Origin of the sequence: Neoaquamicrobium sediminum (assembly GCF_040970315.1) — a bacterium.
Classification (GTDB): domain Bacteria; phylum Pseudomonadota; class Alphaproteobacteria; order Rhizobiales; family Rhizobiaceae; genus Aerobium; species Aerobium sediminum.
This window is the reverse complement of the sequence record NZ_JAZHFV010000002.1, coordinates 642,387-669,275: the sequence shown is the minus strand read 5'-3', so window position 1 is coordinate 669,275 and position 26,889 is coordinate 642,387. Positions and strand designations below refer to the sequence as shown.

31 protein-coding genes are annotated in these 26,889 nt (G+C 64.0%); 8 read left to right on the top strand and 23 right to left on the bottom strand.

Annotation, left to right across the window (positions count from 1 at the left end):
• Position 1 precedes the first annotated feature (1 nt).
• The 5 genes from V1479_RS08540 to coxB all read right to left on the bottom strand — a co-directional run bounded on the left by V1479_RS08540 (position 2) and on the right by coxB (position 4,381).
• Positions 2–634: a cytochrome c oxidase assembly protein gene (locus V1479_RS08540; protein WP_368802532.1), complete on the bottom strand. Its 633-nt coding sequence runs from the start codon at positions 632–634 to the stop codon at positions 2–4.
• Positions 635–642: 8 nt separating this feature from the next.
• Positions 643–798 carry a cytochrome c oxidase system small membrane protein gene (locus V1479_RS08535; protein ID WP_368802531.1) on the bottom strand — a complete coding sequence of 52 codons (156 nt, stop codon included), beginning with the start codon at positions 796–798 and terminating at the stop codon, positions 643–645.
• 5 nt (positions 799–803) lie between these two features.
• Complete coding sequence (locus tag V1479_RS08530; RefSeq protein WP_368802844.1) at positions 804–1,745, bottom strand: heme o synthase; 942 nt, start codon at positions 1,743–1,745, stop codon at positions 804–806.
• 78 nt (positions 1,746–1,823) lie between these two features.
• The gene (gene ctaD / locus V1479_RS08525) at positions 1,824–3,476 is read right to left on the bottom strand and encodes a cytochrome c oxidase subunit I (RefSeq protein WP_368802530.1); all 1,653 of its coding nucleotides are present in this window, start codon (positions 3,474–3,476) and stop codon (positions 1,824–1,826) included.
• A gap of 35 nt (positions 3,477–3,511) precedes the next feature.
• A complete protein-coding gene (gene coxB, locus V1479_RS08520) occupies positions 3,512–4,381 on the bottom strand; it encodes a cytochrome c oxidase subunit II (RefSeq protein WP_173186406.1) in 870 nt (289 codons plus the stop codon).
• Positions 4,382–4,858: 477 nt separating this feature from the next.
• On the opposite strand from coxB, the gene V1479_RS08515 reads away from it, so the two are divergent.
• Together V1479_RS08515 and tldD are read left to right on the top strand one after the other, a co-directional pair.
• Entirely contained in the window at positions 4,859–5,356 is a 498-nt protein-coding gene (locus V1479_RS08515) for an invasion associated locus B family protein (protein WP_244648679.1), read from the top strand.
• An 87-nt stretch (positions 5,357–5,443) separates the two neighbouring features.
• A complete protein-coding gene (gene tldD, locus V1479_RS08510; protein WP_368802529.1) occupies positions 5,444–6,859 on the top strand; it encodes a metalloprotease TldD in 1,416 nt (471 codons plus the stop codon).
• Positions 6,860–7,072: 213 nt separating this feature from the next.
• Here tldD and V1479_RS08505 read toward each other — a convergent pair whose 3' ends face one another.
• Both V1479_RS08505 and V1479_RS08500 read right to left on the bottom strand, forming a co-directional pair.
• The gene (locus V1479_RS08505) at positions 7,073–7,585 is read right to left on the bottom strand and encodes an RES family NAD+ phosphorylase (protein ID WP_368802528.1); all 513 of its coding nucleotides are present in this window, start codon (positions 7,583–7,585) and stop codon (positions 7,073–7,075) included.
• Positions 7,578–7,949, bottom strand: coding sequence for an antitoxin Xre/MbcA/ParS toxin-binding domain-containing protein (locus tag V1479_RS08500; protein ID WP_438620505.1), 372 nt, complete (start codon positions 7,947–7,949; stop codon positions 7,578–7,580). Before V1479_RS08500 ends, V1479_RS08505 begins: the two co-directional genes overlap by 8 nt.
• A 77-nt stretch (positions 7,950–8,026) precedes the next feature.
• Here V1479_RS08500 and V1479_RS08495 point away from each other — a divergent pair, with 77 nt between their 5' ends.
• A complete protein-coding gene (locus tag V1479_RS08495; protein ID WP_368802527.1) occupies positions 8,027–8,728 on the top strand; it encodes an NAD-dependent deacylase in 702 nt (233 codons plus the stop codon).
• Here the strand turns inward: V1479_RS08495 and V1479_RS08490 are convergent, their stop codons facing one another.
• The 6 genes from V1479_RS08490 to V1479_RS08465 all read right to left on the bottom strand — a co-directional run bounded on the left by V1479_RS08490 (position 8,729) and on the right by V1479_RS08465 (position 14,554).
• Positions 8,729–9,973: a class I SAM-dependent RNA methyltransferase gene (locus V1479_RS08490; protein ID WP_368802526.1), complete on the bottom strand. Its 1,245-nt coding sequence runs from the start codon at positions 9,971–9,973 to the stop codon at positions 8,729–8,731.
• Positions 9,970–10,734 carry a TlyA family RNA methyltransferase gene (locus V1479_RS08485; RefSeq protein ID WP_368802525.1) on the bottom strand — a complete coding sequence of 255 codons (765 nt, stop codon included), beginning with the start codon at positions 10,732–10,734 and terminating at the stop codon, positions 9,970–9,972. The genes V1479_RS08490 and V1479_RS08485 overlap by 4 nt, the downstream gene beginning before the upstream one ends.
• A 51-nt stretch (positions 10,735–10,785) precedes the next feature.
• Complete coding sequence (locus V1479_RS08480) at positions 10,786–11,070, bottom strand: hypothetical protein (RefSeq protein ID WP_368802524.1); 285 nt, start codon at positions 11,068–11,070, stop codon at positions 10,786–10,788.
• 132 nt (positions 11,071–11,202) lie between these two features.
• The gene (gene dxs, locus V1479_RS08475) at positions 11,203–13,116 is read right to left on the bottom strand and encodes a 1-deoxy-D-xylulose-5-phosphate synthase (protein ID WP_368802523.1); all 1,914 of its coding nucleotides are present in this window, start codon (positions 13,114–13,116) and stop codon (positions 11,203–11,205) included.
• Positions 13,117–13,198: 82 nt separating this feature from the next.
• Complete coding sequence (locus V1479_RS08470) at positions 13,199–14,119, bottom strand: pirin family protein (protein WP_368802522.1); 921 nt, start codon at positions 14,117–14,119, stop codon at positions 13,199–13,201.
• A 63-nt stretch (positions 14,120–14,182) separates the two neighbouring features.
• The gene (locus V1479_RS08465) at positions 14,183–14,554 is read right to left on the bottom strand and encodes an MAPEG family protein (protein WP_368802521.1); all 372 of its coding nucleotides are present in this window, start codon (positions 14,552–14,554) and stop codon (positions 14,183–14,185) included.
• A gap of 81 nt (positions 14,555–14,635) precedes the next feature.
• Between V1479_RS08465 and V1479_RS08460 the strand changes: the two genes are divergently transcribed.
• Complete coding sequence (locus V1479_RS08460; protein ID WP_368802520.1) at positions 14,636–15,022, top strand: winged helix-turn-helix transcriptional regulator; 387 nt, start codon at positions 14,636–14,638, stop codon at positions 15,020–15,022.
• Positions 15,023–15,028: 6 nt separating this feature from the next.
• Here V1479_RS08460 and V1479_RS08455 read toward each other — a convergent pair whose 3' ends face one another.
• The 4 genes from V1479_RS08455 to V1479_RS08440 form a co-directional block, all read right to left on the bottom strand.
• Complete coding sequence (locus V1479_RS08455) at positions 15,029–15,283, bottom strand: exodeoxyribonuclease VII small subunit (protein WP_173186426.1); 255 nt, start codon at positions 15,281–15,283, stop codon at positions 15,029–15,031.
• Between the two features lie 4 nt (positions 15,284–15,287).
• Positions 15,288–16,214 carry a histone deacetylase family protein gene (locus V1479_RS08450; protein WP_368802519.1) on the bottom strand — a complete coding sequence of 309 codons (927 nt, stop codon included), beginning with the start codon at positions 16,212–16,214 and terminating at the stop codon, positions 15,288–15,290.
• A gap of 71 nt (positions 16,215–16,285) precedes the next feature.
• The gene (locus tag V1479_RS08445; protein WP_368802518.1) at positions 16,286–17,260 is read right to left on the bottom strand and encodes a hypothetical protein; all 975 of its coding nucleotides are present in this window, start codon (positions 17,258–17,260) and stop codon (positions 16,286–16,288) included.
• A gap of 58 nt (positions 17,261–17,318) precedes the next feature.
• Complete coding sequence (locus V1479_RS08440) at positions 17,319–17,924, bottom strand: TetR/AcrR family transcriptional regulator (protein ID WP_368802517.1); 606 nt, start codon at positions 17,922–17,924, stop codon at positions 17,319–17,321.
• Between the two features lie 139 nt (positions 17,925–18,063).
• Between V1479_RS08440 and V1479_RS08435 the strand changes: the two genes are divergently transcribed.
• Complete coding sequence (locus tag V1479_RS08435; RefSeq protein WP_368802516.1) at positions 18,064–19,281, top strand: MFS transporter; 1,218 nt, start codon at positions 18,064–18,066, stop codon at positions 19,279–19,281.
• 72 nt (positions 19,282–19,353) lie between these two features.
• Here the strand turns inward: V1479_RS08435 and ribB are convergent, their stop codons facing one another.
• From ribB to V1479_RS08420, 3 genes are all read right to left on the bottom strand, one after another.
• Positions 19,354–20,454, bottom strand: coding sequence for a 3,4-dihydroxy-2-butanone-4-phosphate synthase (gene ribB, locus V1479_RS08430; RefSeq protein ID WP_368802515.1), 1,101 nt, complete (start codon positions 20,452–20,454; stop codon positions 19,354–19,356).
• 25 nt (positions 20,455–20,479) lie between these two features.
• On the bottom strand, positions 20,480–21,586 hold the full coding sequence (gene aroC / locus V1479_RS08425; RefSeq protein WP_368802514.1) for a chorismate synthase: 1,107 nt from the start codon (positions 21,584–21,586) through the stop codon (positions 20,480–20,482).
• 86 nt (positions 21,587–21,672) lie between these two features.
• Positions 21,673–22,131: an SRPBCC domain-containing protein gene (locus V1479_RS08420; protein WP_368802513.1), complete on the bottom strand. Its 459-nt coding sequence runs from the start codon at positions 22,129–22,131 to the stop codon at positions 21,673–21,675.
• Positions 22,132–22,276: 145 nt separating this feature from the next.
• Between V1479_RS08420 and V1479_RS08415 the strand changes: the two genes are divergently transcribed.
• The 3 genes from V1479_RS08415 (at position 22,277) to V1479_RS08405 (ending at position 24,375) form a co-directional block, all read left to right on the top strand.
• Positions 22,277–23,245 (top strand): GlxA family transcriptional regulator, encoded by a 969-nt coding sequence (locus V1479_RS08415; protein WP_368802512.1) that lies wholly within the window; start codon positions 22,277–22,279, stop codon positions 23,243–23,245.
• Positions 23,246–23,352: 107 nt separating this feature from the next.
• A complete protein-coding gene (locus V1479_RS08410) occupies positions 23,353–23,955 on the top strand; it encodes a glutathione S-transferase N-terminal domain-containing protein (RefSeq protein ID WP_368802511.1) in 603 nt (200 codons plus the stop codon).
• Positions 23,956–24,105: 150 nt separating this feature from the next.
• Positions 24,106–24,375 carry a DUF1344 domain-containing protein gene (locus tag V1479_RS08405; protein ID WP_244648422.1) on the top strand — a complete coding sequence of 90 codons (270 nt, stop codon included), beginning with the start codon at positions 24,106–24,108 and terminating at the stop codon, positions 24,373–24,375.
• A 3-nt stretch (positions 24,376–24,378) separates the two neighbouring features.
• Here the strand turns inward: V1479_RS08405 and V1479_RS08400 are convergent, their stop codons facing one another.
• From V1479_RS08400 to V1479_RS08390, 3 genes are all read right to left on the bottom strand, one after another.
• Entirely contained in the window at positions 24,379–24,969 is a 591-nt protein-coding gene (locus tag V1479_RS08400) for a histidine phosphatase family protein (protein ID WP_376769115.1), read from the bottom strand.
• The gene (gene fabI / locus V1479_RS08395; RefSeq protein ID WP_173186441.1) at positions 24,966–25,784 is read right to left on the bottom strand and encodes an enoyl-ACP reductase FabI; all 819 of its coding nucleotides are present in this window, start codon (positions 25,782–25,784) and stop codon (positions 24,966–24,968) included. Before fabI ends, V1479_RS08400 begins: the two co-directional genes overlap by 4 nt.
• 84 nt (positions 25,785–25,868) lie before the next feature.
• Positions 25,869–26,810 (bottom strand): DnaJ C-terminal domain-containing protein, encoded by a 942-nt coding sequence (locus V1479_RS08390; protein WP_368802510.1) that lies wholly within the window; start codon positions 26,808–26,810, stop codon positions 25,869–25,871.
• Positions 26,811–26,889: the final 79 nt, after the last annotated feature.

Sequence of the window (26,889 nt, the reverse complement as noted above, 5' to 3'; positions counted from 1 at the left end):
GTCATCCCCCGATTTCGGTGTCGGCGTCCGTATTGCTGTTCAGTTGCCCGCCTGTGGCCGCCGATTCCTGCGGCTTGCCCTCGGCGAGCGGGAAAAAGGTGTAGGACAGCGTGATCGTACCGACGTTCTTCAACTCAGGCACATTCACGATCTCCGGATCGACGTAGAAGACGACCGGCATATCCATCTCCTCGCCGGGCTGCAACTCCGTATCGGTGAAGCAGAAGCATTCCACCTTCATGAAGTAGGCGCCCGCGAGTTGCGGCGTGACGTTGAACGACGCGCGGCCCGAAGTGGGGCGCGAGAACATGTTCTTCGCCTTGTAAGAAATCTGCGTGGTCTCGCCGATTTTCATGGTCACGTCGCGCTGGACCGGCTTGAAGTCCCACGGCAGGCCGCCGGCCGTGTTGGCGTCGAAGCGAACCTTGATCTCCCGATCGAGCACGGTCTGCGAATATTGCGTGACCCGCTGCGTGGTGCCGCCATAGCCTGTCACCTGGCAGAAGAGCTGATACAAGGGCACCGCCGCGTAGGCTGCGCCAACCATGCTGGCAAAGAAGGCCAGGCATACAACTGCAATCACGCGGTTGGAGCGCTGGGCCTTTTCGCTGACAGTGTTATCGCGTTCGCTCATCGATACTCTCACATCGGCCGGTCGAGGATCGTCGGGCCCATCTTCACGATGGTCACGACGTAGATGATGACCACGAAAGCGACCAGCGCCAGCGCGATGGCGACCGAGCGACCACGACGCGCTTTCTTCTGCGAATCCGTAAGGCTGACCTTGTCGTCTTCCATCACACTCACCAGACCGGCGCCCCGAGGCGCGTCGCAATCGAATCAAGCAGCAGAGCCGCAAAGATCGCGAAGAGATAGAGCAGCGAATATCCGAAAAGCGCCTTGGCCGGCCGCATGACGCGATCGGCGTCGGGCATACGCAGCACCTTCCACGAATACCAGACGAAGCCGGCACCGAGCGCTGCGGCGAACACGCCGTAAGTAGCACTTGCCTGGCCGAGCACCGACGGCAGAACGCCGACGACAGCCACGAGCACCGCATAGGCAAAGATTTGCCGCTTGGTCGATGCTTCGCCAGCAACGTTCGGCATCATGGGGATGCCGGCGCGACCGTAGTCACCAGACTTGAACAGCGCCAGCGCCCAGAAGTGCGGCGGGGTCCACAGGAAGATGATGAGGAACTGGATTACGCTTTCTAGGCCAATCTGGCCCGTGACGGCCGCCCAGCCGATCATGGGAGGGAATGCGCCGGCCGCACCGCCGATGACGATGTTCTGCGGCGTCCAGCGCTTGAGCCACATCGTGTAAACGACGGCGTAGAAGAAGATGGTGAAGGCCAGCAGGCTCGCGGCCAGCCAGTTGGCGACGAGACCGAGCGTCATCACCGAGAAAGCCGACAGGAACAGGCCGAAGACCAGCGCCTCGCCCGGCAACACGCGGCCCGATGGCACCGGCCTGCCTGCAGTGCGCGACATCACGGCGTCGATGTCGGCGTCGTACCACATGTTGAGTGCGCCGGACGCACCGGCGCCGACCGCGATCGCGAGGATCGAGACCACCGCGATGATCGGGTTGACCGGCACCTGCGCCGTCACCAGCCCGACGAAGGCGGTGAAGACGACCAGCGACATCACCCGCGGCTTGAGCAGCGCGAGATAGTCGCCAGCCTGCGCTTCCGAAATACGGAAGGCGGCGTCTTCATATCCATTCTTCTCGACGAGGGCCATGCGTACGCGGTCCGTTCTTTCCGTCTGGCCGAAACCGCCGGCCGGGCCGGCGGTTTCCATTCTGTTGCGGCTGCTGCCTTACTTGATCTTCGGCAGCTGTTCCCACTGGTGGTAAGGCGGCGGCGACGAAAGCTGCCACTCAAGCGTGGTTGCACCCTCGCCCCACGGATTGGCGCCGGCCTCGCGCTTCTTCGAAAAGGCCTCGAAGACGCCATAGAGGAAGATCAGCACACCGATTGCGGAGATGTAGGAGCCATAGGACGAGACGGCGTTCCAGCCCGCATAGGCATCCGGATAGTCGATGTAGCGGCGCGGCATGCCGGCCAGACCCAGGAAGTGCTGCGGGAAGAACACCAGGTTCACGCCGATGAACGTGACCCAGAAGTGGGTGCGCGCGATGAGCGGCGAGTACATGTAGCCGAACATCTTCGGGAACCAGTAGTACCAGCCCGCGAAGATCGCGAACACTGCACCCAGCGACAGCACGTAGTGGAAGTGCGCGACCACATAGTAGGTGTCGTGAAGCGCGCGGTCGAGGCCGGCATTGGCGAGCTGAACGCCCGTCACGCCGCCGACGGTGAACAGGAAGATGAAGCCGATCGCCCACAGCATTGGAGTGCGCATGGAGATCGATCCGCCCCACATGGTGGCGATCCACGAGAAGATCTTCACGCCAGTCGGAACCGCGATGACCATCGTCGCGAAGACGAAATAGCGCTGCGTGTCAAGCGACAGGCCGGTCGTATACATGTGGTGCGCCCACACGATGAAGCCCACCGCGCCGATTGCCACCATGGCGTAGGCCATTCCGAGATAACCGAAGATCGGCTTGCGCGAGAAGGTCGACACGATGTGGCTGACGATGCCGAAGCCCGGCAGGATCAGGATGTACACCTCGGGGTGACCGAAGAACCAGAACAGGTGCTGGAACAGGATCGGATCGCCGCCGGCGGCCGGGTCGAAGAAGGCCGTGCCGAAGTTGCGGTCAGTCAGCAGCATGGTGATCGCGCCAGCCAGAACCGGCAGCGACAGCAGCAGCAGGAACGCGGTGATGAGCACCGACCAGGCAAACAGCGGCATCTTGTGCAGCGTCATGCCCGGAGCGCGCATGTTGAAGATCGTGGTGATGAAGTTGATGGCGCCGAGGATCGACGAGGCACCCGCGATGTGCAGCGAGAGGATCGCAAAGTCCATCGCCGGGCCGGGCTGGCCCGATGTCGACAGCGGCGGATAGATCGTCCAACCGCCACCAACGCCATAGGCACCGGGGGCGCTCGGCATGAAGATCGAGATCAGCAGCAGGATGAAGGCAGGCGGCAGCAGCCAGAACGAGATGTTGTTCATGCGCGGGAACGCCATGTCCGGCGCGCCGATCATGATCGGCACCATCCAGTTGGCGAAACCGCCGATCATCGCCGGCATGACCATGAAGAAGATCATGATGAGCGCGTGGCCGGTGGTGAACACATTGAACATGTGCTTGCCGCCGTCGATGGCGGCATCGCCCTCATAGCCGTAGACCATGGACGCCAGGCCATGGAAGATCTGGATACCCGGTTCGGCGAGCTCCCAGCGCATCATCACCGACAGGAAGCCGCCGATGATGCCCGCCATGATCGCGAAGATCAGGTAGAGAGTGCCGATGTCCTTGTGGTTGGTCGAATAGACCCAGCGAACCCAGCCGGTCGGCTTGTGATCGTCATGGGCGTCGTGAGCTGCAGCGCCTGCCATTTTCCCGCTCCGTATCCTGTTCTCTCACGCAGACTTCAGTTGCCGGCGTCCGCTACATTCATTTGCTGGCCGCGAATCGAGGCCATCAGCGACTTGTTGGCCTCTTCGAGGCTCGCCTGAGCCTCCGAGCGCCATGCGTCGTACTGCTCCTGGCTGACGACGCGGATGCCGATCGGCATGTAGGCGTGATCCTTGCCGCAGAGCTCAGAGCACTGGCCGTAGAAGATGCCTTCGCGCGTGGCGTTGAACCAGGTCTCGTTGATACGCCCCGGCACGGCGTCGACCTTGATGCCGAAGGACGGCATCGCGAACGCGTGGATCACGTCGGCCGCGGTGACGAGAACGCGCACGGTGGTGTTGACCGGCACGACGACCTCGTTGTCGACAGCCAGAAGACGCGGAAACTCTGCCATGTCTTCCTTGCCCGCCGAGGCGCGATCGCCCTCCTGCAGCATGAAGGAAGCGAACGTCAGCGGTTCCTCGTCCTGGTACTCATATTCCCAGTTCCACTGGTAGCCGGTGGCCTTGATGGTCATGGTCGGCTCTTCCGGCGGATTGTACTGCGCCGTCAGGAGCTGGAACGAGGGAACCGCCAGGAAAAGCAGAACGATAACCGGACCTACGGTCCAGATCACCTCGATCATGGTGTTGTGGCTGGTGCGCGACGGCGTCGGATTGGCGCTCGCGCGGAACTTGATGATGCACCAGGCCAGAAGCGCCAGCACAAGAAAGGTGATCGGCACGATGAACCAGAGCGTGTAGCGCTCGAACCAGACGATCGCCTCCATCATGTCGGAAGCTGGCTCCTGGAAGCTCAGTTGCCAGGGAGCCGCCTGCCCCGCGAATGCGCTCGAAGCGGCAAGTACCAGCGAAACGGCGCCCAGGCCCGCAAGGAACTTCTTCATAACCCTCTTCATCTCCCCGGTCGAAACGTCTCGACGAAACTACAATGCCGGCTGGCGGACATGCGCCGGGCCGCTATCGCGCGTTCAAACCATACTCTCATATCAACCGCAAGAAAGGCATGGCGGGATATCTGCGGCATTTTTGCGCGCGCGGCCCACATCCTGCCCCATATGCCTTGATTTCGCTCAACTTGCGACGAAAGCATCGGGCGCGCTCAAGATGCGCATCGACGGGGTACAATCGCGAGGCATCGCAAGGACTTGCGCACAGTCTTGTTTGCGCGAACCGACTCTCGGGCTAGATTGTCGTGATTCGCGAAGGCATGATCGCAAATTCCGGTCGCAGATGCCGGCTTCGGACACGATCATGCCCCATCGATGTGATTTGGGCTGACCTGACGCGACGCAGGCGAAGATGCCGCGCCGCCAGAGTGCTTAAGGATGCAAGGGGTAGGATCGATGCCGTTTCGTTGGACAATGCCGTTTGCGGCCGCCCTCGGTGCGATCGCCTTTTGCCTTCCGGCGGCGGCGCAGCAGCAGGCGCCCTCGGGCGCGGTGAAGTCGACCCATGGGGCGTGGTCGGTGATCTGCGATACGCCCGGCGGCGCAGCGACCGAGCAATGCGCCCTGATGCAGAACGTGATCGCTGAAGACAGGCCGGAGGTTGGCCTTTCCGTCGTGGTGTTGCGCACGGCGGACGACCGGGCAGAAATCCTGCGGGTGCTGGCACCGCTCGGCGTGCTTCTTCCCAACGGGCTCGGGCTCAATGTCGACGGCAACGACGTCGGGCGCGCCTATTTCGTTCGCTGCTTCCAGGACGGCTGCTACGCCGAGGTGATTCTCGAACAGCCCCTGCTCGATATGCTGCGCAACGGCCAGGCGGCGACCTTCATCGTGTTCCAGACACCCGAGGAAGGCATCGGTATCCCCGTCGAACTCGACGGTTTCGCCGAAGGCTTCGACGCGCTTCCCTGATTTTTTGGGCATTTGACGGCGGCGGGTGCAACTTTTCGCCCGCGCGACTATATAGCGGCCAGTGCCATTCAGGAACGGAGCCGCACAGTGCCAGCCAGCCTTCTCGAACAGTTCGACGTCTCCGAAGATACCATCCGCCGCATTGTCGCCGAAACCATCGATGGCGCCGATGACGGCGAACTCTTCATGGAATATCGCGAAGGCGAGGCTCTCGTTTTCGACAACGGCCGCCTGAAAACCGCGAACTTCAACGCCGATCGCGGTTTCGGGCTGCGCGCAGTCGCCGGCGAAGCGGCTGGTTACGCGCACGCCAGCGAGTTCTCGCACGCGGCACTTCTGCGCGCGTCCGACGCGGTTTCCGCAGTCAAAGCCGGTTATAGCGGCACGCTGGCGGACGCGCCGGCCGGCACGAACCGCAAGCTTTACGGCGAAGAAAACCCTACCTCGGAGCCGGTCTTCGGCGAAAAGGCAAAGCTGCTGCAGGAGATCGACGCATGGGTTCGCGATCGCGATCCGCGTGTGCGCCAAGTCACCGCGTCGCTGGCGGCCTCGTGGCAGCAGGTGGAAATCCTGCGCGCCGACGGCCGCATCGCCCATGACGTCCGGCCTCTGGTCCGCGTCAATGTCGCGGTCGTCGTCGGCGAGGGCGACCGCCAGGAGAGTGGCTCCTACGGCATGGGCGGACGCAAGGGTTTCGGCGAGTTCATCGCCGAGCAATCGTGGAAGCATGCGGCCGAGGAGGCACTGCGCCAGGCCCTGGTCAATCTCGAAGCGGTGCCCGCCCCCGCCGGCACGTTCGACATCGTGCTTTCGGCAGGCTGGCCGGGCGTGATGCTGCACGAGGCTGTCGGACATGGGCTCGAAGGCGATTTCAACCGCAAGAAGACATCTGCCTTTGCGGGCCTTATGGGCCAGCAGGTCGCCGCCAAAGGCGTCACCGTGGTGGACGACGGCACGATTACAGACCGCCGCGGATCGCTGACCATCGACGACGAGGGCACGGCCACCAACCGCACCGTTCTGATCGAGGACGGCAAGCTGGTCGGCTACATGCAGGACCGGCAGAACGCGCGGCTGATGGGCATGCGCCCGACCGGCAACGGACGGCGCGAATCCTACGCACACACGCCGATGCCGCGCATGACCAACACGTACATGACCGCCGGCGAGCATACGCCCGAGGAGATCATTTCTTCGGTGAAGAACGGCATCTATGCCGTATCGTTCGGCGGCGGGCAGGTCGACATTACTTCGGGCAAGTTCGTGTTCGGCTGCACCGAGGCCTACATGATCGAGGATGGCAAGGTGACCCAGCCGATAAAGGGCGCCATGCTGATCGGCAACGGCCCGGACGCGATGCACCGCGTGAGCATGATCGGCAACGACATGAAGCTCGACAACGGCATCGGCATGTGCGGCAAGGCCGGCCAGGGCGTGCCGGTTGGCGTCGGACAACCGCATCTGCGCATGAACCAGATGACCGTGGGCGGCACGCGGACGTAGTTCCGGTTGTGCGTCCTTCGAGGCTCCCCTTCGACAGGCTCAGGATCGCACCTCAGGATGAGGACCGTTGTACCAATCCTGCAAGCTCGTGCGCTCGAGGGCCGTTTCGGTAATGTGCATCGAGCCCACTGTAGGCGGGTTCGATCAACCTACCTCCCTCATCCCGAGGTGCGAGCGCAGCGAGCCTCGAAGGACGCACCTGAAATCAAGCTGTCAGAGCCATGACGCCGGGGTCTTTGGCAGGCTGCCTTCGGGATCTACCACCGTCAGCTTCGGCTCGTCAGGCCCGTTCCACCGCCACAGGGCCACACAGGTGCCGCCCGGCGACATGAAGGATGGATAAACGACGCCGTGGAACCCTTCGTCGAGCAGCCGCTCGCGCAGCATGTGGGTCTGCGACTGCTCGCCGGCATCAAGCGCAGCGCGCCATTCGCAACGATGAATTTCTGAAGTCTCGCCGAAACCACCAAGCACCTGCTCATCGGTCAGATCGGCCAGGCTTGCGCCCTCCAGCTCGAGCCGGGCGATGAGGGCCGGATGCTGGACGAAGCCCTGATTGTACTCTGCCCAGGCTGTCGAGAGCTCGCGCGCGGCATAGATCGTCGGCTCACCTTCGGGATTCCACCGTCCACCGAAGCGCGCGGCGCCTTCGCCCGAGAGCGGCAGATGCGCCCAGCGCGGCACGAAAGCGCGCCAAAGGGTCAGCGGTGGCTTTCCGTCAGGCATAGACGCCGGAACGCACTGCCTCCAGATAGGCCAGAACCTTGTCGGCCTTGCCGTCGCGGACGAGATCGTAGGCGGTCTTGCCGGCCCAGCCCGGAATCGGCTGATGCTTGAACCAGATCGCCGCGCGCTCCTCGCCGCCGGCCATCTCGCCGGCCATCGCCAGCACCCGCACCACCGGGCTCAATGCGGCGTCGACCTTGCGTGCACCGCCCTTGGCTGCCAGCGTGTTGCGGGCAACACCGATCAGGCTGGCCAGCTCGGTCATCGTCACCCCGAGCAGATCGGCCACGCGCCGCGCCGACAGGAACGGCGTGCCGCCCTCGCCGAACTTCTGTGCGGAGCTTTCCAACGCCATCATGGACATGACAACATCCTTGCGTATTTTGACATTTGTATGCTCAATATGCGCTCAATAGTCGCCCATTTCAAGCTGAGCCGCCTATGAAGCCCCCCTCCTCCATCGTTATCCTCACCGGTGCGGGGATTTCCGTCGAATCCGGCATACCCAGCTTTCGCGACAAGAACGGTCTCTGGTCGAAGATCGACTATCGCGATTACGCGACACCCGAGGGCTATGCGCGCAATCCCGGCAAAGTGCTCGAATTCTACAACATGCGCCGACGCAACCTGGCCAACATCTACCCCAACGAAGCGCATCACGCGCTGGCGCGGCTTGAAGGTGGGTTCAAAGGTGAATTCCTGCTGGTGACGCAGAATGTCGACGACCTGCACGAATCGGCTGGATCTAGGAAGCTGATCCATATGCATGGCGAGCACGGGTCGGCGCTGTGCGAAGCATGCGGCATGCGCATGCGCTGGCGCGGCGACATGACCGTGAATTCGCAATGCACCTTGTGCGGGACCATCGGGCGCCTGCGGCCCGACGTGGTGTGGTTCGGCGAGATGCCGTACCAGATGGACCGCATCTACCGCGCGCTGCGTGAGGCGGAGCTTTTCATTGCCATTGGCACTTCCGGGAATGTCTATCCGGCCGCGGCTTTCGTCGAGGAGGCACGGACAGCAGGTGCGCGCACGGTGGAACTTAACCTCGAACAGTCGGAAAATACCGAATTGTTTGACGAAACGATCCGGGGGCCGGCAACGGAAACCGTGCCGGCGTTCGTCGACCGGCTGCTGGCCTGACTATCGCCTTTTCCGCGGCTTCTCCAGCAGCGCCACCGCTTCGAGATGCGGCGACCACAGGAACTGGTCGACCGGCACCACCCGCGTAATGCGATAGCCGCCATCGACTAAGATGCGCAGATCGCGCGCCAGCGTGACCGGATTGCAAGAAACGGCTGCGACGAAGCGGACCTGGCTGCGGGCTATTTGCTTGGCCTGATCTTCCGCGCCGGCACGCGGCGGATCGAAGACCAGCCCGTCGAATGTCGCGTCGAGTTCCTTGAAGGTGAGCGGGCGCACGAACAGGTCGCGCTTTTCGACCGTAACCTTCTTGAGTCCCTCGCCGAAACGGTAGGCGCGATCGAGGCTTGCAATCGCCGCCGCGTCGCCCTCCACCGCATGGACCTCGCCGTTGCGCGCCAGCCGGAGGGCAAACGTGCCGACGCCGGCGAAAAGGTCGGCCACGCGCTTTGCCTTCGCCAGATGCGCGCCAACCAGTCCGGCCATGGTCGTCTCCGCCTCGGCGACCGCCTGCAGAAAGGCGCCCGGTGGCGGCAGCACCGCGACTTCACCGGCCATGATAAGCGGCTTCTTTGGCTCGACGATGATCTCGCCGTCTATGGAAAGGCGGGCGAGACCGCTGCGCACGACGAATTCGACCACTGCCTGGCGCGCCTTACCTTCCAGCGACCCGCTCCCTTCGGCGGCCACATCAAGGCCGGATGCGGTGTGCGTGACGTTGAGCCGGAAAGGCTTGAAGCTGCGCGCGATCAGCGCCGTCAGATCGCGGAGCAGCGGCAGGCTATCGACGATAGACGGCAGAAGGAGCGGGCATTCCTCGACATCCACGATGCGGTGCGAGAGCGCGGCGTTGAAGCCGAGCAGCACACCCTTGTCCGTCGTGCGCGCGGTAAATGCCGCGCGGCGGCGCGTGTGCGGCTGGCAGGGGACCAAATCGTCCACCGGTGCTTCGAGCCCTTTCGACCGCAGCGCCTCGACAAGCTTCTCGCGTTTCCACTCGCGATAGGCCGTCTCTTCCAGATGCTGGAGGGCGCAGCCGCCGCAATCGCCGAAATGACGGCATGGCGGCTCGACGCGCAGCGGCGACGGCTCGATGACCGAGACGAGGTCGGCCTTCTTTCCGTCCAGCGAGGCGTTGACCTTTTCTCCGGGCAGCGCGAACGGCACGAAGACCTGCCCCTGCCCCGTCTCGGCGATGCCGTCGCCCTGGGCGCCGAGACGCGAAATGGTAAGAATGCCGCTCATCTGTCCTTCACGCCTGCCAGCAGGAATTCCCGGTTGCCATCGCCACCTTCGATCGGCGACGGCACGAAGCCAAGCACACGCCATCCGGGCAGCGCGTCGAGCCATGCTTCGAGGTCGCGCGCAATCTGCTCGCCCATCGCGGGGTCGCGGAGGAGGCCGCCCTTGCCGATCGCTTCCCGGCCTGCCTCGAACTGCGGCTTGACCAGCAGCACGCAGCGCGCGCCGGGCGCGGCAAGTTCGAGGGCCGGCGGCAGAGCCAGCTTCAACGAGATGAAGCTGACATCGGAAACGACGAGGCTAGGCCGGATGCCGCCGAGATGGTCGGCGTCAAGCTCGCGCGCGTTGAGCTTTTCCAGCGACGTGACGCGTGTATCGGATGCAAGCGCCGGATCGAGCTGGCCGTGGCCTACGTCAACCGCAACCACATGTGTTGCGCCGCGCTCCAGCAGCACCTGCGTGAAACCGCCCGTGGATGCGCCGATGTCGAGCGCATGCAGCCCCGCCGGATCGATGCCGAATGCGTCGAGCCCCGCCACCAGCTTAAGCGCCGCGCGCGAGACGTAGGCGCGCGCCGGATCGTCGACGGCAATCTCAGCCGTCTCGACGGTCGCCTGCCCCGGCTTCGCCGCCGCAACCCCATTTACGACCACCGCGCCCCGCGTGATCGCGTCGCGCGCCCGCGAACGGCTGGCAAACAGCCCGCGCCGGACGAGCAGTTCATCCAGGCGCAGTCGGCCGGCGGGTTGGTGTTGCGTGTTCATGCGCCTTCCTTGGGCCAAGCGCGCGGCCAAGGCAAGACGGATCGGGGATTGTCAGAGTTCAGGAGAGGCCCGCGGTCTTCTCTCGACCGCGATCGCCAGCCCGTCCTGCCAGACGCCGGGCAGTCTGGCGCCGGGTCTTGCCGGCTTGCCCTCCTCGGGTCGCCTCCCCAATCGGGGCTCCTCGCCGAGACCGAAAGCGCCGCGCAACGGGGCGTTCAGTCGGGAAGCGACTATGCTGGCGGCCGCCTCATCGAGGCGGCGGTCATAGCGTTCGTCGGCGGCCACGTCACCGCCAAGCACCATCACCACCAGCAAGGCAAACGCCAGCCTGCGCATCCCGAAACCCCATTCGCTTTCGGGCGCGGTTCTATCGCAGCGGACCTAAGGAAGCGCCAAGCGGAAGGGTTAGCGAAACGTATGCGCGACGTGCGCACCAAAGCCTGGAAGGCGGGCACTCATTGGCCTCAATCAGGCGCTTGCGGCGCCCACCGAGCGACCGAGCGCGCCAAATACCGCACGCACGATGCCGGCCGTGTCGAGCCCGGCATCCGCATACATCTTCTCAGGCTTGGCGTGATCGACGAAGACGTCCGGCAGGATCAGCGGCCTGACCTTGAGGCCGCTTTCCAGCAGGCCCTCATGGGCGAGCTGGTGCAGGACATGTGTCGCGAAGCCGCCGATCGCGCCTTCCTCGACCGTGATGAGCACCTCATGCTCGCGCGCGAGCCGCCGCACCAGATCGGCGTCGAGCGGCTTGGCGAAGCGGGCGTCGGCGACCGTCGTTGAGAGGCCCGCAGCGTCCAGTTCTTCCGCCGCCAGCAGGCAGTCAGCCAAGCGGGTGCCGAAAGACAGCAGCGCCACCTTTGTGCCCTGCTTGACGATGCGGCCGCGGCCGATCTCCAGCGGCTGGCCACGCTCGGGCATCTCAACGCCCACCCCATTGCCTCGCGGATAGCGGAAGGCGATAGGACCCTCATCGAAATCGGCGGCGGTGCGCACCATATGGCGCAGTTCCGCCTCGTCGGCGGCCGCCATGACGACGAAGTCCGGCAGCGAAGCCAGATAGGTCACGTCGAACGCGCCGCAATGAGTCGGGCCGTCAGCGCCGACGAAGCCGGCACGGTCGATCGGAAAGCGCACCGGCAGCTTCTGGATCGCAACGTCATGCACGACCTGGTCGTAGGCGCGCTGCAGGAAGGTCGAGTAGATGGCCGCAAACGGCTTCAGCCCCTCAGTCGCCAGACCGGCCGCGAAGGTGACGGCATGCTGCTCGGCGATGCCGACGTCGAAGGTGCGCGAAGGGAACGCCTCGCCGAAGAGATCGAGGCCCGTGCCGCTCGGCATCGCAGCGGTGACGGCGACGATACGGTCGTCTTCCTGGGCCTCGCGCACGAGGCTTTCGGCGAACACCTTGGTATAGCTCGGCGCATTGGCCGGCGCCTTGGCCTGCGCGCCGCTGATGACATCGAACTTGTTGACGCCGTGATACTTGTCGGCAGCCTGTTCGGCCGGCGCGTAGCCCTTACCCTTCTGGGTGACGACATGGATGAGCACGGGACCGGTACCGTTGTCGCGCACGTTGCGCAGCACGGGCACGAGGTGTTCCAGGTCATGCCCGTCGATGGGGCCGATGTGAAAGAAGCCCATTTCCTCGAACAGCGTGCCGCCGGTGACGTAGCCGCGCGCATGTTCGACGGCGCGCGTAACAGCACGGTCGACGCGCTTGCCGAGATAGGACGTCAGTTTCTTGCCGAAATCCCGGATGCCGGCATAGGTCGAGCCAGACGCCAGCCGGGCCAGATAGTGGCTCATCGCGCCGGACGGCGGTGCGATCGACATGTCGTTGTCGTTGAGGATGACGATCAGCCGCGCGTCGAGCGCGCCGGCGTTGTTCATCGCCTCATAGGCCATGCCGGCCGACATGGCGCCGTCGCCGATCACGGCAATCACATTGTTGGCGCCGCCCTTTAGATCGCGCGCAACCGCCATACCGAGGCCGGCGGAAATCGAGGTCGAGGAATGCGCCGCGCCGAACGGATCGTATTCGCTCTCCGCTCGCTTGGTGAAGCCGGAAAGGCCGCCTTCCTGCCGCAGCGTGCGGATGCGGTCGCGCCGGCCGGTCAGGATCTTGTGCGGATAGGCCTGATGGCCGACATCCCAGATGATGCGGTCGGCGGGCGTGTCGAAGACGTAGTGAAGCGCCACCGTCAGCTCGACCACGCCGAGGCCGGCTCCCAGATGGCCGCCGGTCTGCGAAACCGCGTCGATCAGTTCCGCCCGCAGCTCGGAAGCCAGTTGCGGCAGTTCGCCTTCGGTCAGGTCGCGCAGGTCGGCTGGAATGCGGACCTTGTCGAGGAGCGGGGTATCGGGGGCTGGCGTCACAGGCTCGCCGTTTCATCCATTGTCGTATCGAGCCCGAAATAGGCCGTTGAGCCACGAAAGTAAATGCGGCCTTTGGGCCGGTTCAACCTTCGGGCAGCGGAATAAACTCTTCCTCGTCGCCCGGAACGATGTCGAAACGGCCGGTCCGCCACTCTTCCTTCGCCTGCTCTATGCGCTCCTTGGAGGAGGACACGAAGTTCCACCAGATGTAGCGTTTCGAGCCCAGCGATGCGCCGCCGAACAGCATCAGATGCGCACCGCGCTCGGACGAGACGACGATCTCGTCACCCGGACGGAAGGCAAGCAACCGGTCGGATGGGAAGCGGTCGGTGAGAACGTCGACTTCGCCGTCCAGTACATAGATGGCGCGCTCCTCGGCATCGGCTGGAATCTGCAGGCGCGCTCCGGGAGCAAGCCTGATATCCGCATAGAGTGTGTCGGATGCCGTCTTGACCGGCGAACGCAGACCGTGAAAGGCGCCGATCACCACGCGGCCCGAGACGCCGTCGGCATCGAGCACCGGCATCTCGTCACGCGCGGTGTTCTCGAACAGCGGATCGACTTCCTCCTTGCTGTCCGGCAAGGCGAGCCAGGTCTGCAGACCGGACATCGCCATGGGGTTGCCGCGCAACTCCTCGGGCGAGCGTTCGGAATGAACGATACCCCGCCCTGCGGTCATCAGGTTGATGTCGCCGGGCTCGATGACCATCTCGGTCCCGAGCGAATCGCGATGCCTGATCTTGCCGTCAAAAAGGTATGTGACGGTCGAAAGTCCGATATGGGGATGCGGGCGTACGTCGAGCATCTTGTCCCCGCGCAGGATCGCCGGTCCCATGCGGTCGAAGAAGATGAAAGGGCCGACCAGCTTTCGCCTGGCCGTCGGCAGTGCACGGCGCACCTCGAACCCGCCGATATCCTTTGCATTGGGTATGATGAGGGTTTCGATGGCGTCGCACGCAAGCGCGTCGCCGGGCTGGGGATCATTGCCGGGGAAGAAGCTCATGAGACATCTTCGCCCCCCGCAACGCGCTTGCCAAGAGGGATTTGGCCTCAGAGCCGCGGGCCCCTATGCGAAGGCGAGAATGCATGCGCCTGCAAGGAGGGCGCTGTAGGTAAAGATCATGCCCGGCGCGCGTATGGCGGTGCTGCCGGTGATGATGCCGGCATAGTGCAGCGCCCTGCCTGCAACCAGAAGACCGGCAACAAGCCAAAGCCAGTGGGTAGCTGCGCCGCGATATTCAGCGAGGCCCAGAAGAATAAGCACCAGCGGGACGTATTCCGTGAAATTGCCCTGCGCACGGATGCGTCGCATCAAAGTCTCGTCGCTACCGAAGCCGATCCTGGTGTCCACCTTCATCCGGCGAAGGCTGACCGAAATACTGATGGCGATCAGCGCGACCGCCGCAAGCGACGCGACCATGGACGTGATGGGCAGCATGGAAACTCCTCCAGTCTCAACTCTTCGTGCAGCTTAAGCCTTCGTACTTGCATTTTGCAAGTGAGAATCCATAATGGTGGCATGATGGAGTTTCGTTCCCAATGCCCGATCGCCTCGACGCTCGACATCGTCGGCGACAAGTGGTCGTTGCTGATCCTCAGGTCGATGGTGGTCGGAGCGACGAGCTATTCGGATTTTCTCGCCTCGGCCGAGAAGATATCGACCAACATTCTGGCGGAGCGGCTGCGCCGGCTGGAAGATGCAGGTTTGATTGCGCGCACTACCGCGCGCCAAGGCTCCATCCGGGGCGCCTACGCGCTGACGCCGCGTGGCGCGGAACTTATTCCCGCCCTGCAGGAGCTCGCCCGATGGGGCGAGGCAAACATTCCGGACAGATGGGAAGCGCCTGAACGGTTCTATGCGGCAAGGCCGGAGGATTTTGGCGAGGCCGCTCCGGCGGACGGCTAGAATCGCCTATTCGGGATCGAGCGGCTCGGTGCCGACAGGCGCACCGTCGCGCGACAGGCGGATCTTCTCCACCTTGTCCTCGGCCGCCTTCAGCAGCTTCTCGCAATGCGCCTTGAGCGCTTCGCCGCGCTCGTAAATGCGGATCGACTGCTCGAGCGGCACGTCTCCGCGCTCCAGATCGTCGACGATACGCTCCAGCGCCTCGAGCGCCTGCTCGAAGCTCAGCGCCTTGATGTCCTCGTTGGCCGCATCCTGGTTCATCACATCATCCCTTCATCAGGCGGCGTACGTGGGCAGCGACCGAGAAGGCCAGCCCGTGAAGGTCGTAACCGCCTTCCAACAGGCTGACGAGCCGATTGTCGGACCACCGACCTGCCTTGTCCATCAACTCGCCGGTCGCCCAGTCGAAATCGTCCTCATCAAGATTGATCTCGGCCAGCGGGTCGCGGTGATGGGCGTCGAAGCCGGCCGAGATGATGATGAGGTCGGGCCGGAAACGGTCGATCTCCGGCAGGACACGCGAGAGAAACGCGTCGCGGAAGGTGTCACTGCCCGTTCCGGCCGTCAGCGGTGCGTTGACGATGTTGCCCGCGCCGGTCTCGTCCTTGGCGCCTGTGCCGGGATAAAGCGGCATCTGGTGCGTGGAGCAGTAGAGCACGGACGGATCGTCCCAGAAGATGTCCTGCGTACCGTTGCCGTGGTGCACATCCCAATCGACAATGGCCACGCGCTCTGCACCGTGCACACGCTGCGCGTGGCGGGCCGCAATCGCCGCATTGTTGAAAAGGCAGAAGCCCATCGCCGTCACCTTCTCGGCGTGATGACCGGGCGGGCGGGCGGCGACGAACACGTTGTCGGCTGTACCGGAGAAAACGTCGTCCACGGCGGCATTGGCCGCGCCGATAGCCGTCAGTGCCGCCTGCCAGCTCTTCGGGCTCGCCGAAGTGTCTGTATCGATGCGGGCAATGCCTTCCTCGGGAATGCGTGAGCGAACCTTCTCCACGAACTCTTCAGGATGCGCATAGAGGATCGTCGCCGGATCACCCTCCGGCGACTGCTGCCTGTCCAGATCGGCAAAGGCCTCGTCGGCCAGCACCCGCTCTATGGCGCGTAGCCTGTCCGGCCGCTCCGGGTGACCAGCCGGCGTCAGGTGCTCGAGATAGATCGGGTGGGTATAGAGCCTCGTGGTCATGCCCCGATATAGGCGCAGTCGCGCAAAATGACCATGTCGCGAGCTGAAACAGAGCCTGTGTTCAACAGGCTTTATGCCGGCGCGCCTGCCTCGCTGCCCCGCCCCATGCCCATGGAAGCGGCGGCCTTGTCCTTGAGATCGCGGAAGTGACGAGAAGCGCCTGCGAGCTTGCGATCCCATTCCGGATTGGGGGCCTGCCCCTCGATCGCGCGGAAATAGACCTGCATGAGGGCGGCGATGACAAAGGGCTCGATCAGCGCTGCCTTGACCGCCCAAGCGAAGACAAGCGCCAGCACGAAAGACCAGCCGGCAAGCTGGCCCGGCATCACATAGAGGATCGCGGCCGCTGGCGCGAGCATGACGAGGAAGACCGCAGCCGCCAGCACCCACATGAAGACCGCCAGCCAGACGGCGTTCTTGATCATCACCGTGCCATTCTGGGCGTAGAGCACGACGCCCTGCCGGGCGCTTTCGAACGGCGCGCTGCTGTTTGTGCGGATGTTGTAGCCGAGGATGATCTCGTCGACATAGGTGAGCGAGATGCGCACGACCGTGTTGACGAAGTTGGCGATGCCCTGCAGGCCGGGTATCGGAAGGAGCGCGGCCGTGCCGCCGATCAGCCCGGTGATCACCCGAACAACGCCCTTGATGAGCTGGTCGACAACGAAGAGCACGTTGGCCTCCGCAAAGCGCGCCTTGACCGTATCGGTCGCGTAGGAGATTTGCCCCTGCCCGCCCGGAACCTCGCGCCCGTCGATCAGGTGCACCATCACGGCGATGTGGCCGGCCTTCACGACGTAGAGGATGTATTCACGAATCCAGTAGACGACGACCGACACCAGCCCGAAGCCCGCGATGCCGCCCCAGAGCGCGAAACTGCCGGGGCTGTCGGAGATGTGGCCAACACCGTAGCCGACGCCTGCGCCTGCTCCCGTCGCGACGATGTAAGCCACGGTAATGCCGAAATAGACGACCAGCCTAAGCGCGATGAACGGCCAGGTCCTCGCCATGATGCCGAGCGTCCTGCCTATGTCGAAGTCCCACATCCCAAAGCCCCTGAAACGAATCACAGGTGCGGAGTATAGCGGCGGCACTTCCGCTACGTCACTGAGCGCGATGGACTAGTCGCAAGCCCTCCAGCATTGCCCTGAAGGCTACGACTGCCCTTGCAGAAGTGGCCTCGGGATCGTCGGAATTGGCAATCCAAATAGCTGCCTGCACCGACGCACCATTGATCATGCGCGCGGCTGCGTCCGCTTCGACGTCCGGCCGCACGAAGCCCGCCGCCTTCAGCGCGGTCAGGTTCCTGATCAGCGAAGCGATGCAACCATCCTGGTTGGCCCATTGAAAGGGGTCGCCCAGCACCGCCGGGCCATCGCGATGAACGATGCGCTGGATTTCAGGCTCGAGCGCCATCTCGATATAGGCGGTGCATTCGTCCACGAAGCCCTGCCAGGGATTATCCGCCCTGCTGGAAATCTCGTTCAGCCGCGCCGACATCTCGCTGTCGAGCTGAGCAATGACGGCTTCGAGCAGCCCTTTCTTGCCACCGAAATGATGGTAGAGCGCGCCCCGCGTCAGCCCTGCCTCGGCCGTGAAATCGTCCATCGACGCTTCCGCATAACCGACTGTCCCGAAAGCCTTCCGCGCAGCCACGATCAGCTTGCCTCTGGTTTCGGCGATCATCTCGCTGCGCGGTCTGTGCGCCATGGTCTGGTTTCCTATCAGCTTCTGCACCAATCGACATACGTCTCGTATGCCAATTGACATACGAGACGTATGAACTTACGTGCACATTCATACGATGCGTATGTAAGTCAACTCATGCCGAAAATCGAGGAGTTTCCCGATGGCAAATCCATATGGCGTAATTTTCAGTGCGCGGGGAGCCAAGGGCTTTTCCTCCGCGGCCTTCTTCGCCCGCCTGCCGATCGCGATGGCGCCGATCGGCATCGTGGCGATGCTGTCCCAAACCCATGGCGAATACTGGCTGGCCGGTGCCGTCTCGGCCACCTTTGCACTTACCAACGCGTTCATCGCGCCGCAGATATCGCGTTTCATCGACCGGTTCGGGCAGACGGCCGTTGCCACGCCGGCCACGATCGTCTCCGCGCTAGCGTTCCTGGCTCTGCTTGCCGCCACCAACCAGGGCTGGGCGAACTGGACGCTATTCGTTTCGGCCTTTCTCGCAGGCTTCATGCCGAGCATGCCTGCGATGGTGCGGGCGCGGTGGACGGAGCTCTTCCGTGACAGGCCGGAACTCAACACCGCCTTCGCCTTCGAATCGGCAGCCGACGAGCTGGTCTACATCGCCGGCGCTTCGCTTTCCGTCGGCCTCAGCGTCGCGCTGTTTCCCGAAGCAGGCATGCTGACCAGCACCGTCCTGCTGATCGTCGGCACAACCGTCTTTCTGGCGCAGCGATCTACTGAGCCGGCGCTGCAGCCCGCCGAAGACGCGTCGACGCATTCCGCGATCCGGCAGCGCCCGGTACAGATCGTGACGCTGGCACTGATTTTCGTCGGCGCCATCTTCGCCACCGCCGAAGTCAGCTCGGTGGCGATTACGGAAGAACTCGGCCAGCCGAACGCCGCCACGCTCGTCATCGGCGTCTATGCGCTGGGCTCGTTCGTCGTCGGGCTCATCATGGGCGCGCTCAGCCTGAAGACGCCGCTGCACCGCCAGCTTCTGATTGCGCTGTCGATCGTCGGCGCCACCACGGTTCCGCTTCTCTTCGCAGACACCGTCACCCTGCTGGCACTTGCGGTCTTCCTCAGCGGCGTGGCGATCTCGCCGACCTTCATTACGGCCTTCGGCCTGATTGAGCGGCGCGTGCCGGCCAACATGCTCACCGAGGGTGTTACCTGGGTGATGACCGGCATCGGCATCGGCATGGCGCTCGGCGCGTTCGCGACTGGCTGGGTGGTCGACAATTTCGGAGCCCGAAACGGCTTCTGGGTATCGGTCATCGCAGGCACCGCAGCCTTCACGACCGTCCTTCTCGGCCAGCGGAGCCTTGCCGGCGAAAGGCGGGCATCGGCTGCCTCGCTGGCTCAGCCGGCAGAGTAGCGCCCCGCCGGAAACGAGGAGCCCCGCAGTTGCGGGGCTCTTTTCCGTTCAGGCACCTGCAGGCGAAAGCGGCTACAGGATTTCCGTCGCGCTGATCTCGATGCCGAAGCCTTCCAGCCCGACATAGTGCTTTTCGCGCGAGGTGATGAGCTGGATGGAGGCGATGCCGAGGTCGCGCAGGATCTGCGCGCCGAGGCCTATCTCGCGCCACTCGCTCTCGCGCCGCAGCGCCTCCTCATGCGCCTCGCTGCCTTCGTGAGCTGGGCGATTGCGCGTCTTCTGGCCAACGCCGACGGAGCCCTCGCGCAGATAGACGATGACGCCGCGGCGGCTTTCGCCCATGCGGCGCATGAGCTCGTCCAGGCGGCTGTCGGGACCGAACACGTCGGTCACCACGTCTTCGGGATGCAGACGTACGGGCACGTCGGTGCCGTCGCGGATGTCGCCGAAGACCAGCGCGAAGTGTTGCATGGCGTCCCACGGAAGCCGGTATGTATAGGCCTTGGCTGGGCCGGCGACCGTGTCGACGTCGAAACAGGCGACGCGCTCGATCAGCGTTTCCTGCCGTTGCCTGTAGGCGATGAGGTCGGCGACCGAGACCTGCCGGAGGCCGTGCTTTTCGGCAAAGGCGGAAACCTGCGGGCCGCGCATCACGGTGCCGTCGTCGTTGACCAGTTCGCAGATGACGCCGACCGGCGGCAGACCGGCCAGCTTGCACAGGTCCACGGCAGCCTCGGTGTGGCCGGAGCGCATCAGCACGCCGCCCTCGCGCGCGACCAACGGAAAGATGTGGCCCGGTCGCACGAAATCGGCAGCACCGACGTTGCCGTTCGCAAGATTGCGCACCGTCAGCGTGCGGTCCTCGGCCGAAATGCCGGTCGTGGTGCCGTGCTTGAAGTCGACGCTGATGGTGAAAGCCGTCGAGTGCGGCGCGTCGTTGTCGGCCACCATCGGCTGAAGATTGAGCCGCTTGGCCTCCTCGCGCGGCATGGGCGTGCAGACGATGCCCGAGGTGTGGCGCACGATGAAAGCCATCTTCTCCGGCGTGCAGTGCACGGCGGCCACGATCAGATCGCCTTCGTTCTCGCGTCCATCATCGTCCATGACGACGACGATCTCGCCGCGCTCGAAGGCGCGCAGCGCCTCAACGATCTTCTTCTGGTCGTATGCCATGCAGGCTGCCCCTCGCTATGTCCGGTCAGGCAATGCGGCCGGTCTGGCCGCGATGTCGCAGATAATGGTCCGCGATTGCGCAGGCAACCATGGCCTCGCCGATCGGTACGGCGCGGATTCCGACGCAAGGGTCGTGACGGCCCTTGGTGCGCACATCAACATCCTTGCCGTCGACGTCGACGGAACGGCGGGGCGTCAGGATCGACGATGTCGGTTTCACCGCAAAACGCGCGACGACCGGCTGGCCCGTGGAGATGCCGCCAAGGATACCACCAGCATGGTTGTCCAGGAACAGCGGCTTGCCATCGTTGCCGATGCGCATCTCGTCGGCGTTTTGCTCACCCGTCATGCGCGCGGTGGCGAAACCGTCGCCGATCTCAACGCCCTTTACCGCGTTGATCGACATCAATCCGGAGGCGATGTCCTGATCGAGCTTGGCGTACACCGGCGCGCCGAGACCGGCGGGCACACCCTCGGCGACGATCTCGATCAATGCGCCGACGGAGGAGCCGGCTTTACGCACCTCATCCAGATAGTCGGTGAAGACGGCCACGGAAGCCGGATCGGGCGTGAAGAACGGATTGTCGGCGCTCTCGATGAAATCCCAGTTCCAGTTCGCGCGGTCGATCTCCTTCGTTCCCATCGCCACCAGGGCGCCGCGCACGACCATGCCCGGCACGACCTTGCGCGCCAGCGCGCCGGCCGCCACCCGCGCCGCCGTCTCCCGCGCGGAGGATCGGCCGCCGCCGCGATAGTCGCGAATGCCGTATTTGATGTCGTAGGTGTAGTCGGCATGGCCGGGCCGATACTGGCGGGCGATCTCGCCATAATCCTTGGACCGCTGGTCGACGTTTTCGATCATCATCGACACAGGCGTGCCGGTGGTAATCAGTATTTCCGCATCCGCTTCGTCGGGGACCACGCCGGAGAGCACCTTGACCTGGTCCGGCTCGCGGCGCTGGGTGACGAAGCGCGACTGGCCAGGGCGTCGCCGGTCGAGTTCGGCCTGGATCTCGGCCAGCGTGAAACGGATACCGGGCGGGCAGCCATCAACGACGCAGCCGAGCGCCGGCCCGTGGCTTTCGCCCCAGGTCGTGACGCGAAACAGATGACCGAATGTATTGTGCGACATGCGACAGCCCGCGGAGAGTTTTCGCGTCGCTTCTATTGGCGTTTGCCATGGGCGTCAAACGACGCCCGTGGCTCTGGTATCCGCGCCTACTTCGCCTTGCCGTCCAGCCAACCCTCGATGGATGTCAGCATATGCTGCCAGCCTTCGCGATGACCCTCGACGCTGTCATGACCGTCGAAATAGAGCCCGTGTTCCACCAGCCGCATGCGCGTGCCCTCGCCGTGGCTGTCAAAGGCGACGGTTACCGTACCTGCGAAAGTCAAAACGCCGTTGGACCGCAGCGATGTGGCGTAGACAATCCGGCGTTCGGGATCGATCTCCAGGTAGCGGTTCTCGTTCAGATATTCGTCGCCGCCCTTCGGGCCGAACCGGCAGATGTCGGTGCCACCGGCAGCGAAGCTGAAGCGGTCGAAATCCATATGCCAGCCCGGGCCGGGATGGCCCCACTGCCGTTGCGCGTCCTCCTGCGACCAGGCCGCGAATACCGCAGCGACCGGGTGATGGTACTCCTTCGTCAGATCGACGGTGCCTTCTTCAAGTTTCATGATTTTTCCTTTCCTGCCGGGTGTTTGACGAGGCCAGCATCGGCAAAGCAGCGCCAGGCCGCCAGAGCACGTATCGACAAAACCGGGGCATTCGTGCCATTCTTCTCTCATGCCATTTCAACCTTGCCCGACAGAGCCTCTGCGCGTGTCCATCCTTTCCCTGCCGGAAAGCGGGACGATGGCCGCCTTCGGCCTGCATGAGGTGCTGAACGATGCCGGCAAAGGCCATGGCGCGCGTCCGCTGGAGGCCCGACTGACCGCCCGGCGCGAGCAAGCGTTCAATTCCAGCACGGGGCTGCGCGTCACGCCGCAGCAGGATCTCGGCGCCGAACGCGCGGACGTGGTCATCGTCTGCGACATCCATCTCGACCAGAGCGACTCGCCGGAAGGCCGCTGGGCCGAAGAGATCATCTGGGTGCGGAGCCACCTCGACAGCGGCGCTCTCGTCTGTTCGACCTGCAGCGGCGCCGTGCTTCTCGCCGAAGCGGGGCTGCTGGACGGAGCCGAGGCAGCGTCGCACTGGACGATGGCCGACCTCTTCCGCGACCGCTATCCGAGCGTGACGTTCAGGCCGGAACGCATCCTGTGCGACAGCGGGCACGGCGGCCAGATCGTCACGACAGGAGGCGCCTCGTCGTGGCAGGACCTCGCGCTATACCTGATCGGACGCTTCTGCGGGGCAGAGGAAGCTGCACGCGTGGCGCGGCTGTTTCTGCTGGGCGACCGCGGCTACGGCCAGCTTCCCTTCGCCTCCATGGCCCGTCCGCGCCAGCACAGCGACGCCGTTGTGAGCAGGGTGCAGGCCTGGCTGGTGGATAATTACGCCACGCCGAATGCCGTCACCGCGATGGTGGAACGCTCCGGCCTGCCCGAGCGCACGCTCAAGCGCAGGTTCAAGGCGGCCACCGGCTATGCGCCCGTCGAATATGTGCAGGCGCTGCGCATCGAGGAAGCCAAGCAGATGCTCGAAACGGAGGACAGCGCCATCGAGGAGATCGGCGCCGAGGTCGGCTACAGCGATCCGACCTTCTTCCGGAAGCTGTTCCGACGTCGGGTCGGCGTGACGCCCGCACAATACCGGCAGCGCAACCGGTTTCGCGGGCTCGCCCAATGATGGCTCGTTTGCCCCGTTCGCTGCCGTTTCGCCACTGACACGAAAGCTGCGGCTACGCCACCATCACCGCATCGGGCACGGCGCCCGCTCACCAGATGGAGGCAATGATGGATTTCTTCTACACCCCGGGAACCTGCAGCCAGGCTGCCCACATTCTGCTTCGCGAGGCAGGGCTGGCATTTCGCGCGCACAAGGTCGACATCTTTTCCGGCAAGGTTGAGGATGGCAGTAACTACAGGGCGATCAACCCGAATGGTTATGTGCCGGCAATCGCGTTCGACGACGGCACGCTGCTAACGGAAAACGTCGCCCTGCTCGACTGGATCGATGCGCAGCGCACGGATGCTGGTTCGCCAACGCCGATGGAGCGCTACCGGCACCTCCAGATGCTCGCCTTCCTGTCCACCGAGGTGCACAAGCCTTTCGTGCGAATGTTCTTTACCGAGAGCGAAGACGAAAAGACCTATCTGCGCCAAGTCCTGGCACAGCGCTTCGCATGGATCGGTTCCGTCATGCGGGGGCGCCACATTCTAGGTGAGCACTTCTCGGCGTCGGACGCCTTTGGCTATGTCATGCTGCGCTGGGCGGCCATGGTTGAACTGGAAGTCCCGGAAAGGCTGCAAGCACTTGCGGGACTGATAGAGGCCCGCGATTCGGTCCGGACGGTCCTTGCAGCCGAAGAGCAGGAACTGCTTGGCATGGCGGCCTGAACAGGCCCGACCTGCGAGCCGGATTATGCGGTGGAACAGTTGCCACCGGGCACGGTTAAAGTTTTGACACAGTCAGCCTGTTTCTGCTTTGGTCGCGCCACAAGCTCGTAGGTCGCCTCGCCGGTGCGAGGCCAGTTGCAAGGAACCACAATGCGTAAGGTGACAAGGGCTGCTTCCGCTTTTCTGATCGCAACCGGCATCGCGCTGTCGCCGATGACCGCATTCGCCGCCGACGACGATGAAGGCACGATCGCCACGGTCGACCGCGAAGGCCTGACGATCACGCTGGACAATGGCAACACCTACAAGCTGTCGGGAGAATTCGACGTCGAATCGCTCCAGGAAGGCGTCGACGTCGTTCTGGCCTACGACACGATCGGCGGCGTGAAGACCGTCACCGACCTGATTATCTACGAATAGGCTTCAAAGCCACTCCAGCCTGCCGTCGCGCAGGCGCAGCACGCGATCCTGCGGCACGATAAGGGCAGCGCATTCGGCAGGCGACAGTGTGTCGGTCAGCCGGAAGATCGAACGGATGATGCCGCCATGCGTGACGCAGATCGTGTCACGCTCCATCTCTTCCAGCACAGGCCGGATGCGCTCGGTCAGGATCGCGTAGCTCTCCGCCCCCTCGCCCGGCGGCACGAAGTTCCACTTGTCCTCTTCGCGGCGCGCAAAGCAGCCGGAATCACTGGCTTCAAGCTCGGCGAAGGTATGTTCCTGCCAGTCGCCGAAATGCACCTCCACCAGCCGCGGGTCGAGCCGGTAGCCGTCTGGCGCCATACCTATGGCAACGCGAATGCGCTCCATCGTCTCGCGCGTACGACGCAACGGGCTTGATACGAAGTCGAAAGCCGCCGGGTCGCCAACCAGCCCGCGCAGAAGCTCACCATTGCGCGTCGCCTGAGCGCGGCCGGTGTCGTTCAGGTCGGTGTCGGCCTGTCCCTGGAGCCTGCCTTCCGCGTTCCAGTCGGTTTGTCCGTGGCGAACGAAATAGACGGTGCGGGGCATCATTCCTTGACGACGGAAATATCAGGCGCGTCGACTGCCTTCATGCCGACGACGTGGTAGCCCGAATCGACGTGGTGCACCTCACCCGTGACGCCTTTGGAAAGATCGGAAAGAAGGTACAGGCCTGAACCGCCGACCTCCTCGATCGAGACGGTCTTCTTCAGCGGAGCATTGTATTCGTTCCACTTCAAAATATAGCGGAAATCGCCGATGCCGGAGGCGGCAAGCGTCTTGATCGGGCCGGCGGAAATGGCGTTGACGCGGATGCCCGAGCCGCCGAGATCGACGGCCAGATAACGCACGCTCGCCTCGAGCGCGGCCTTGGCGACGCCCATGACGTTGTAGTGCGGCATGACCTTTTCGGCGCCGTAATAGGTCAGAGTGAGGATCGAACCGCCCTCGGTCATCAATTTCTCGGCGCGCTGTGCGACAGCCGTCAGCGAATAGACGGAGATGTCCATGGTGCGCTGGAAGTTCTCGCGCGTGGTCTCGACATAGCGACCGTCGAGTTCGTCCTTGTCGGAAAAGGCAATGGCGTGAACGAGAAAGTCGAGCTTACCCCATTTCTCGCGCAGACCGTCGAAAACAGCATCCACGCTCGACATGTCAGTGACGTCGCAATCGCCGGCCACCACGGCGCCGAGATCGGCGGCCAAGGGCTCCACACGCTTGCGGAACGCCTCACCCTGATAGGTCAGCGCCAGTTCCGCGCCCTGATCGGCGCACGCCTTTGCTATGCCCCAGGCAATCGACCTGTTGTTGGCGACACCCATGATGAGGCCGCGCTTGCCCGCCAAGAGGCCGTTTCCTGCCGACATGTGACATCTCTCCGCATCTTCTGCCGTTGGCTGCCTATCGCACAGCCGCATGGATGCTTCAAGCTGAACGGTGACGGCTCCCGCCTATGCAGTGCCGGCTTTCGTCGCGCGCATCAGCGCTTCAAGGTCCGCATCGCCACCTTCGGGCAGCATGATGCGCACATGCGCGTAGAGATCGCCGTGGCCGCCGCCCTTCAGCGGCAGGCCCTTGCCCTTGAGGCGCAGCTTGCGGTCGGAACTCGACCACGCGGGGATGGAGACGGCAAGCCGCCCGTACGGCGTCTCGACGGCGACCTTCGCACCAAGCACGGCGTCGGCCAGCGGCACCGGAACGTCGACATGCAGGTCACGCCCCTCGACGCGATAGAGCGGATGCCTTGCCAGCCGCACCTTGACCAGGGCATCGCCCGGCGCACCTCCAAGCGGCGACTGAGACCCCTGCCCCTTGAGCCGTATGGTCTGGCCGTCCTCAACGAAGACCGGCAGCTTGATGCCCAGCTTGCGGCCATCGGGAAACGCCGCCGTCACCTTGGCGGCCGTGGCCACCTCCTCGACGGTGACGTCGAGCGTGGCATTGAGATCTGCGCCTGCCGGGGCCTGCCGCGCGCCCGCACCGGGGCCTCCCGCTCCCGCGCCACGCCTGAACGACTGGCCGAAAATCTCGCTGAAAATGTCGCCGGCATCGCCATCGAAACCGCCGCCACGGAATTCGAACCGCGCGCCGCCGGGCCCTCGCCCGCCTGCGCGACGGAACGCCTCGAACGGGTCGCCACCGCCCGCGCCCTCGAAATTGGCGAAGCGGGGTTTGCCGCTGGCGTCTATCTCGCCGCGGTCGAACTGGGCGCGCTTGGTCTCGTCGCCCACCACCTCATAGGCCTGATTCGCCTCGGCGAATCGTTCCTTGGCCTTCGGGTCGTCCGGATTCTGGTCCGGGTGATATTTCTTCGCGAGCTTGCGGAACGCCGACTTGATGTCTTTCGCAGAGGCGTTCTTCGCAACGCCCAAGACGTCATAGGGATCGCGCATCGTGTCCTGTCTGCCGAAAAAGCGTTGTGAGGTCTTCCGCCGCTAATATGCGTATGGCTAGGAAGAAATTCCAGTGCGA

Bases quoted from the DNA above. Each gene is read 5' to 3' on its own strand.
- V1479_RS08495 (WP_368802527.1), top strand. From the start codon at position 8,027: ATGAAGCCCCCCTCCTCCATCGTTATCCTCACCGGTGCGGGGATTTCC.
- V1479_RS08465 (WP_368802521.1), bottom strand. From the start codon at position 14,554: ATGCTGCCCATCACGTCCATGGTCGCGTCGCTTGCGGCGGTCGCGCTG.
- V1479_RS08450 (WP_368802519.1), bottom strand. From the start codon at position 16,214: ATGACCACGAGGCTCTATACCCACCCGATCTATCTCGAGCACCTGACG.
- fabI (WP_173186441.1), bottom strand. From the start codon at position 25,784: ATGTCGGCAGGAAACGGCCTCTTGGCGGGCAAGCGCGGCCTCATCATG.
- V1479_RS08410 (WP_368802511.1), top strand. From the start codon at position 23,353: ATGGATTTCTTCTACACCCCGGGAACCTGCAGCCAGGCTGCCCACATT.
- V1479_RS08400 (WP_376769115.1), bottom strand. From the start codon at position 24,969: ATGATGCCCCGCACCGTCTATTTCGTTCGCCACGGACAAACCGACTGG.
- V1479_RS08445 (WP_368802518.1), bottom strand. From the start codon at position 17,260: ATGTGGGACTTCGACATAGGCAGGACGCTCGGCATCATGGCGAGGACC.
- V1479_RS08460 (WP_368802520.1), top strand. From the start codon at position 14,636: ATGATGGAGTTTCGTTCCCAATGCCCGATCGCCTCGACGCTCGACATC.
- V1479_RS08540 (WP_368802532.1), bottom strand. From the start codon at position 634: ATGAGCGAACGCGATAACACTGTCAGCGAAAAGGCCCAGCGCTCCAAC.
- coxB (WP_173186406.1), bottom strand. From the start codon at position 4,381: ATGAAGAAGTTCCTTGCGGGCCTGGGCGCCGTTTCGCTGGTACTTGCC.
- ribB (WP_368802515.1), bottom strand. From the start codon at position 20,454: ATGGCATACGACCAGAAGAAGATCGTTGAGGCGCTGCGCGCCTTCGAG.
- V1479_RS08420 (WP_368802513.1), bottom strand. From the start codon at position 22,131: ATGAAACTTGAAGAAGGCACCGTCGATCTGACGAAGGAGTACCATCAC.
- V1479_RS08435 (WP_368802516.1), top strand. From the start codon at position 18,064: ATGGCAAATCCATATGGCGTAATTTTCAGTGCGCGGGGAGCCAAGGGC.
- V1479_RS08485 (WP_368802525.1), bottom strand. From the start codon at position 10,734: ATGAACACGCAACACCAACCCGCCGGCCGACTGCGCCTGGATGAACTG.
- V1479_RS08440 (WP_368802517.1), bottom strand. From the start codon at position 17,924: ATGGCGCACAGACCGCGCAGCGAGATGATCGCCGAAACCAGAGGCAAG.
- V1479_RS08480 (WP_368802524.1), bottom strand. From the start codon at position 11,070: ATGCGCAGGCTGGCGTTTGCCTTGCTGGTGGTGATGGTGCTTGGCGGT.
- V1479_RS08515 (WP_244648679.1), top strand. From the start codon at position 4,859: ATGCCGTTTGCGGCCGCCCTCGGTGCGATCGCCTTTTGCCTTCCGGCG.
- V1479_RS08405 (WP_244648422.1), top strand. From the start codon at position 24,106: ATGCGTAAGGTGACAAGGGCTGCTTCCGCTTTTCTGATCGCAACCGGC.
- V1479_RS08535 (WP_368802531.1), bottom strand. From the start codon at position 798: ATGGAAGACGACAAGGTCAGCCTTACGGATTCGCAGAAGAAAGCGCGT.
- aroC (WP_368802514.1), bottom strand. From the start codon at position 21,586: ATGTCGCACAATACATTCGGTCATCTGTTTCGCGTCACGACCTGGGGC.
- V1479_RS08390 (WP_368802510.1), bottom strand. From the start codon at position 26,810: ATGCGCGATCCCTATGACGTCTTGGGCGTTGCGAAGAACGCCTCTGCG.
- V1479_RS08500 (WP_438620505.1), bottom strand. From the start codon at position 7,949: ATGTCCATGATGGCGTTGGAAAGCTCCGCACAGAAGTTCGGCGAGGGC.
- V1479_RS08530 (WP_368802844.1), bottom strand. From the start codon at position 1,745: ATGGCCCTCGTCGAGAAGAATGGATATGAAGACGCCGCCTTCCGTATT.
- V1479_RS08470 (WP_368802522.1), bottom strand. From the start codon at position 14,119: ATGAGCTTCTTCCCCGGCAATGATCCCCAGCCCGGCGACGCGCTTGCG.
- ctaD (WP_368802530.1), bottom strand. From the start codon at position 3,476: ATGGCAGGCGCTGCAGCTCACGACGCCCATGACGATCACAAGCCGACC.
- V1479_RS08490 (WP_368802526.1), bottom strand. From the start codon at position 9,973: ATGAGCGGCATTCTTACCATTTCGCGTCTCGGCGCCCAGGGCGACGGC.
- V1479_RS08505 (WP_368802528.1), bottom strand. From the start codon at position 7,585: ATGCCTGACGGAAAGCCACCGCTGACCCTTTGGCGCGCTTTCGTGCCG.
- V1479_RS08455 (WP_173186426.1), bottom strand. From the start codon at position 15,283: ATGAACCAGGATGCGGCCAACGAGGACATCAAGGCGCTGAGCTTCGAG.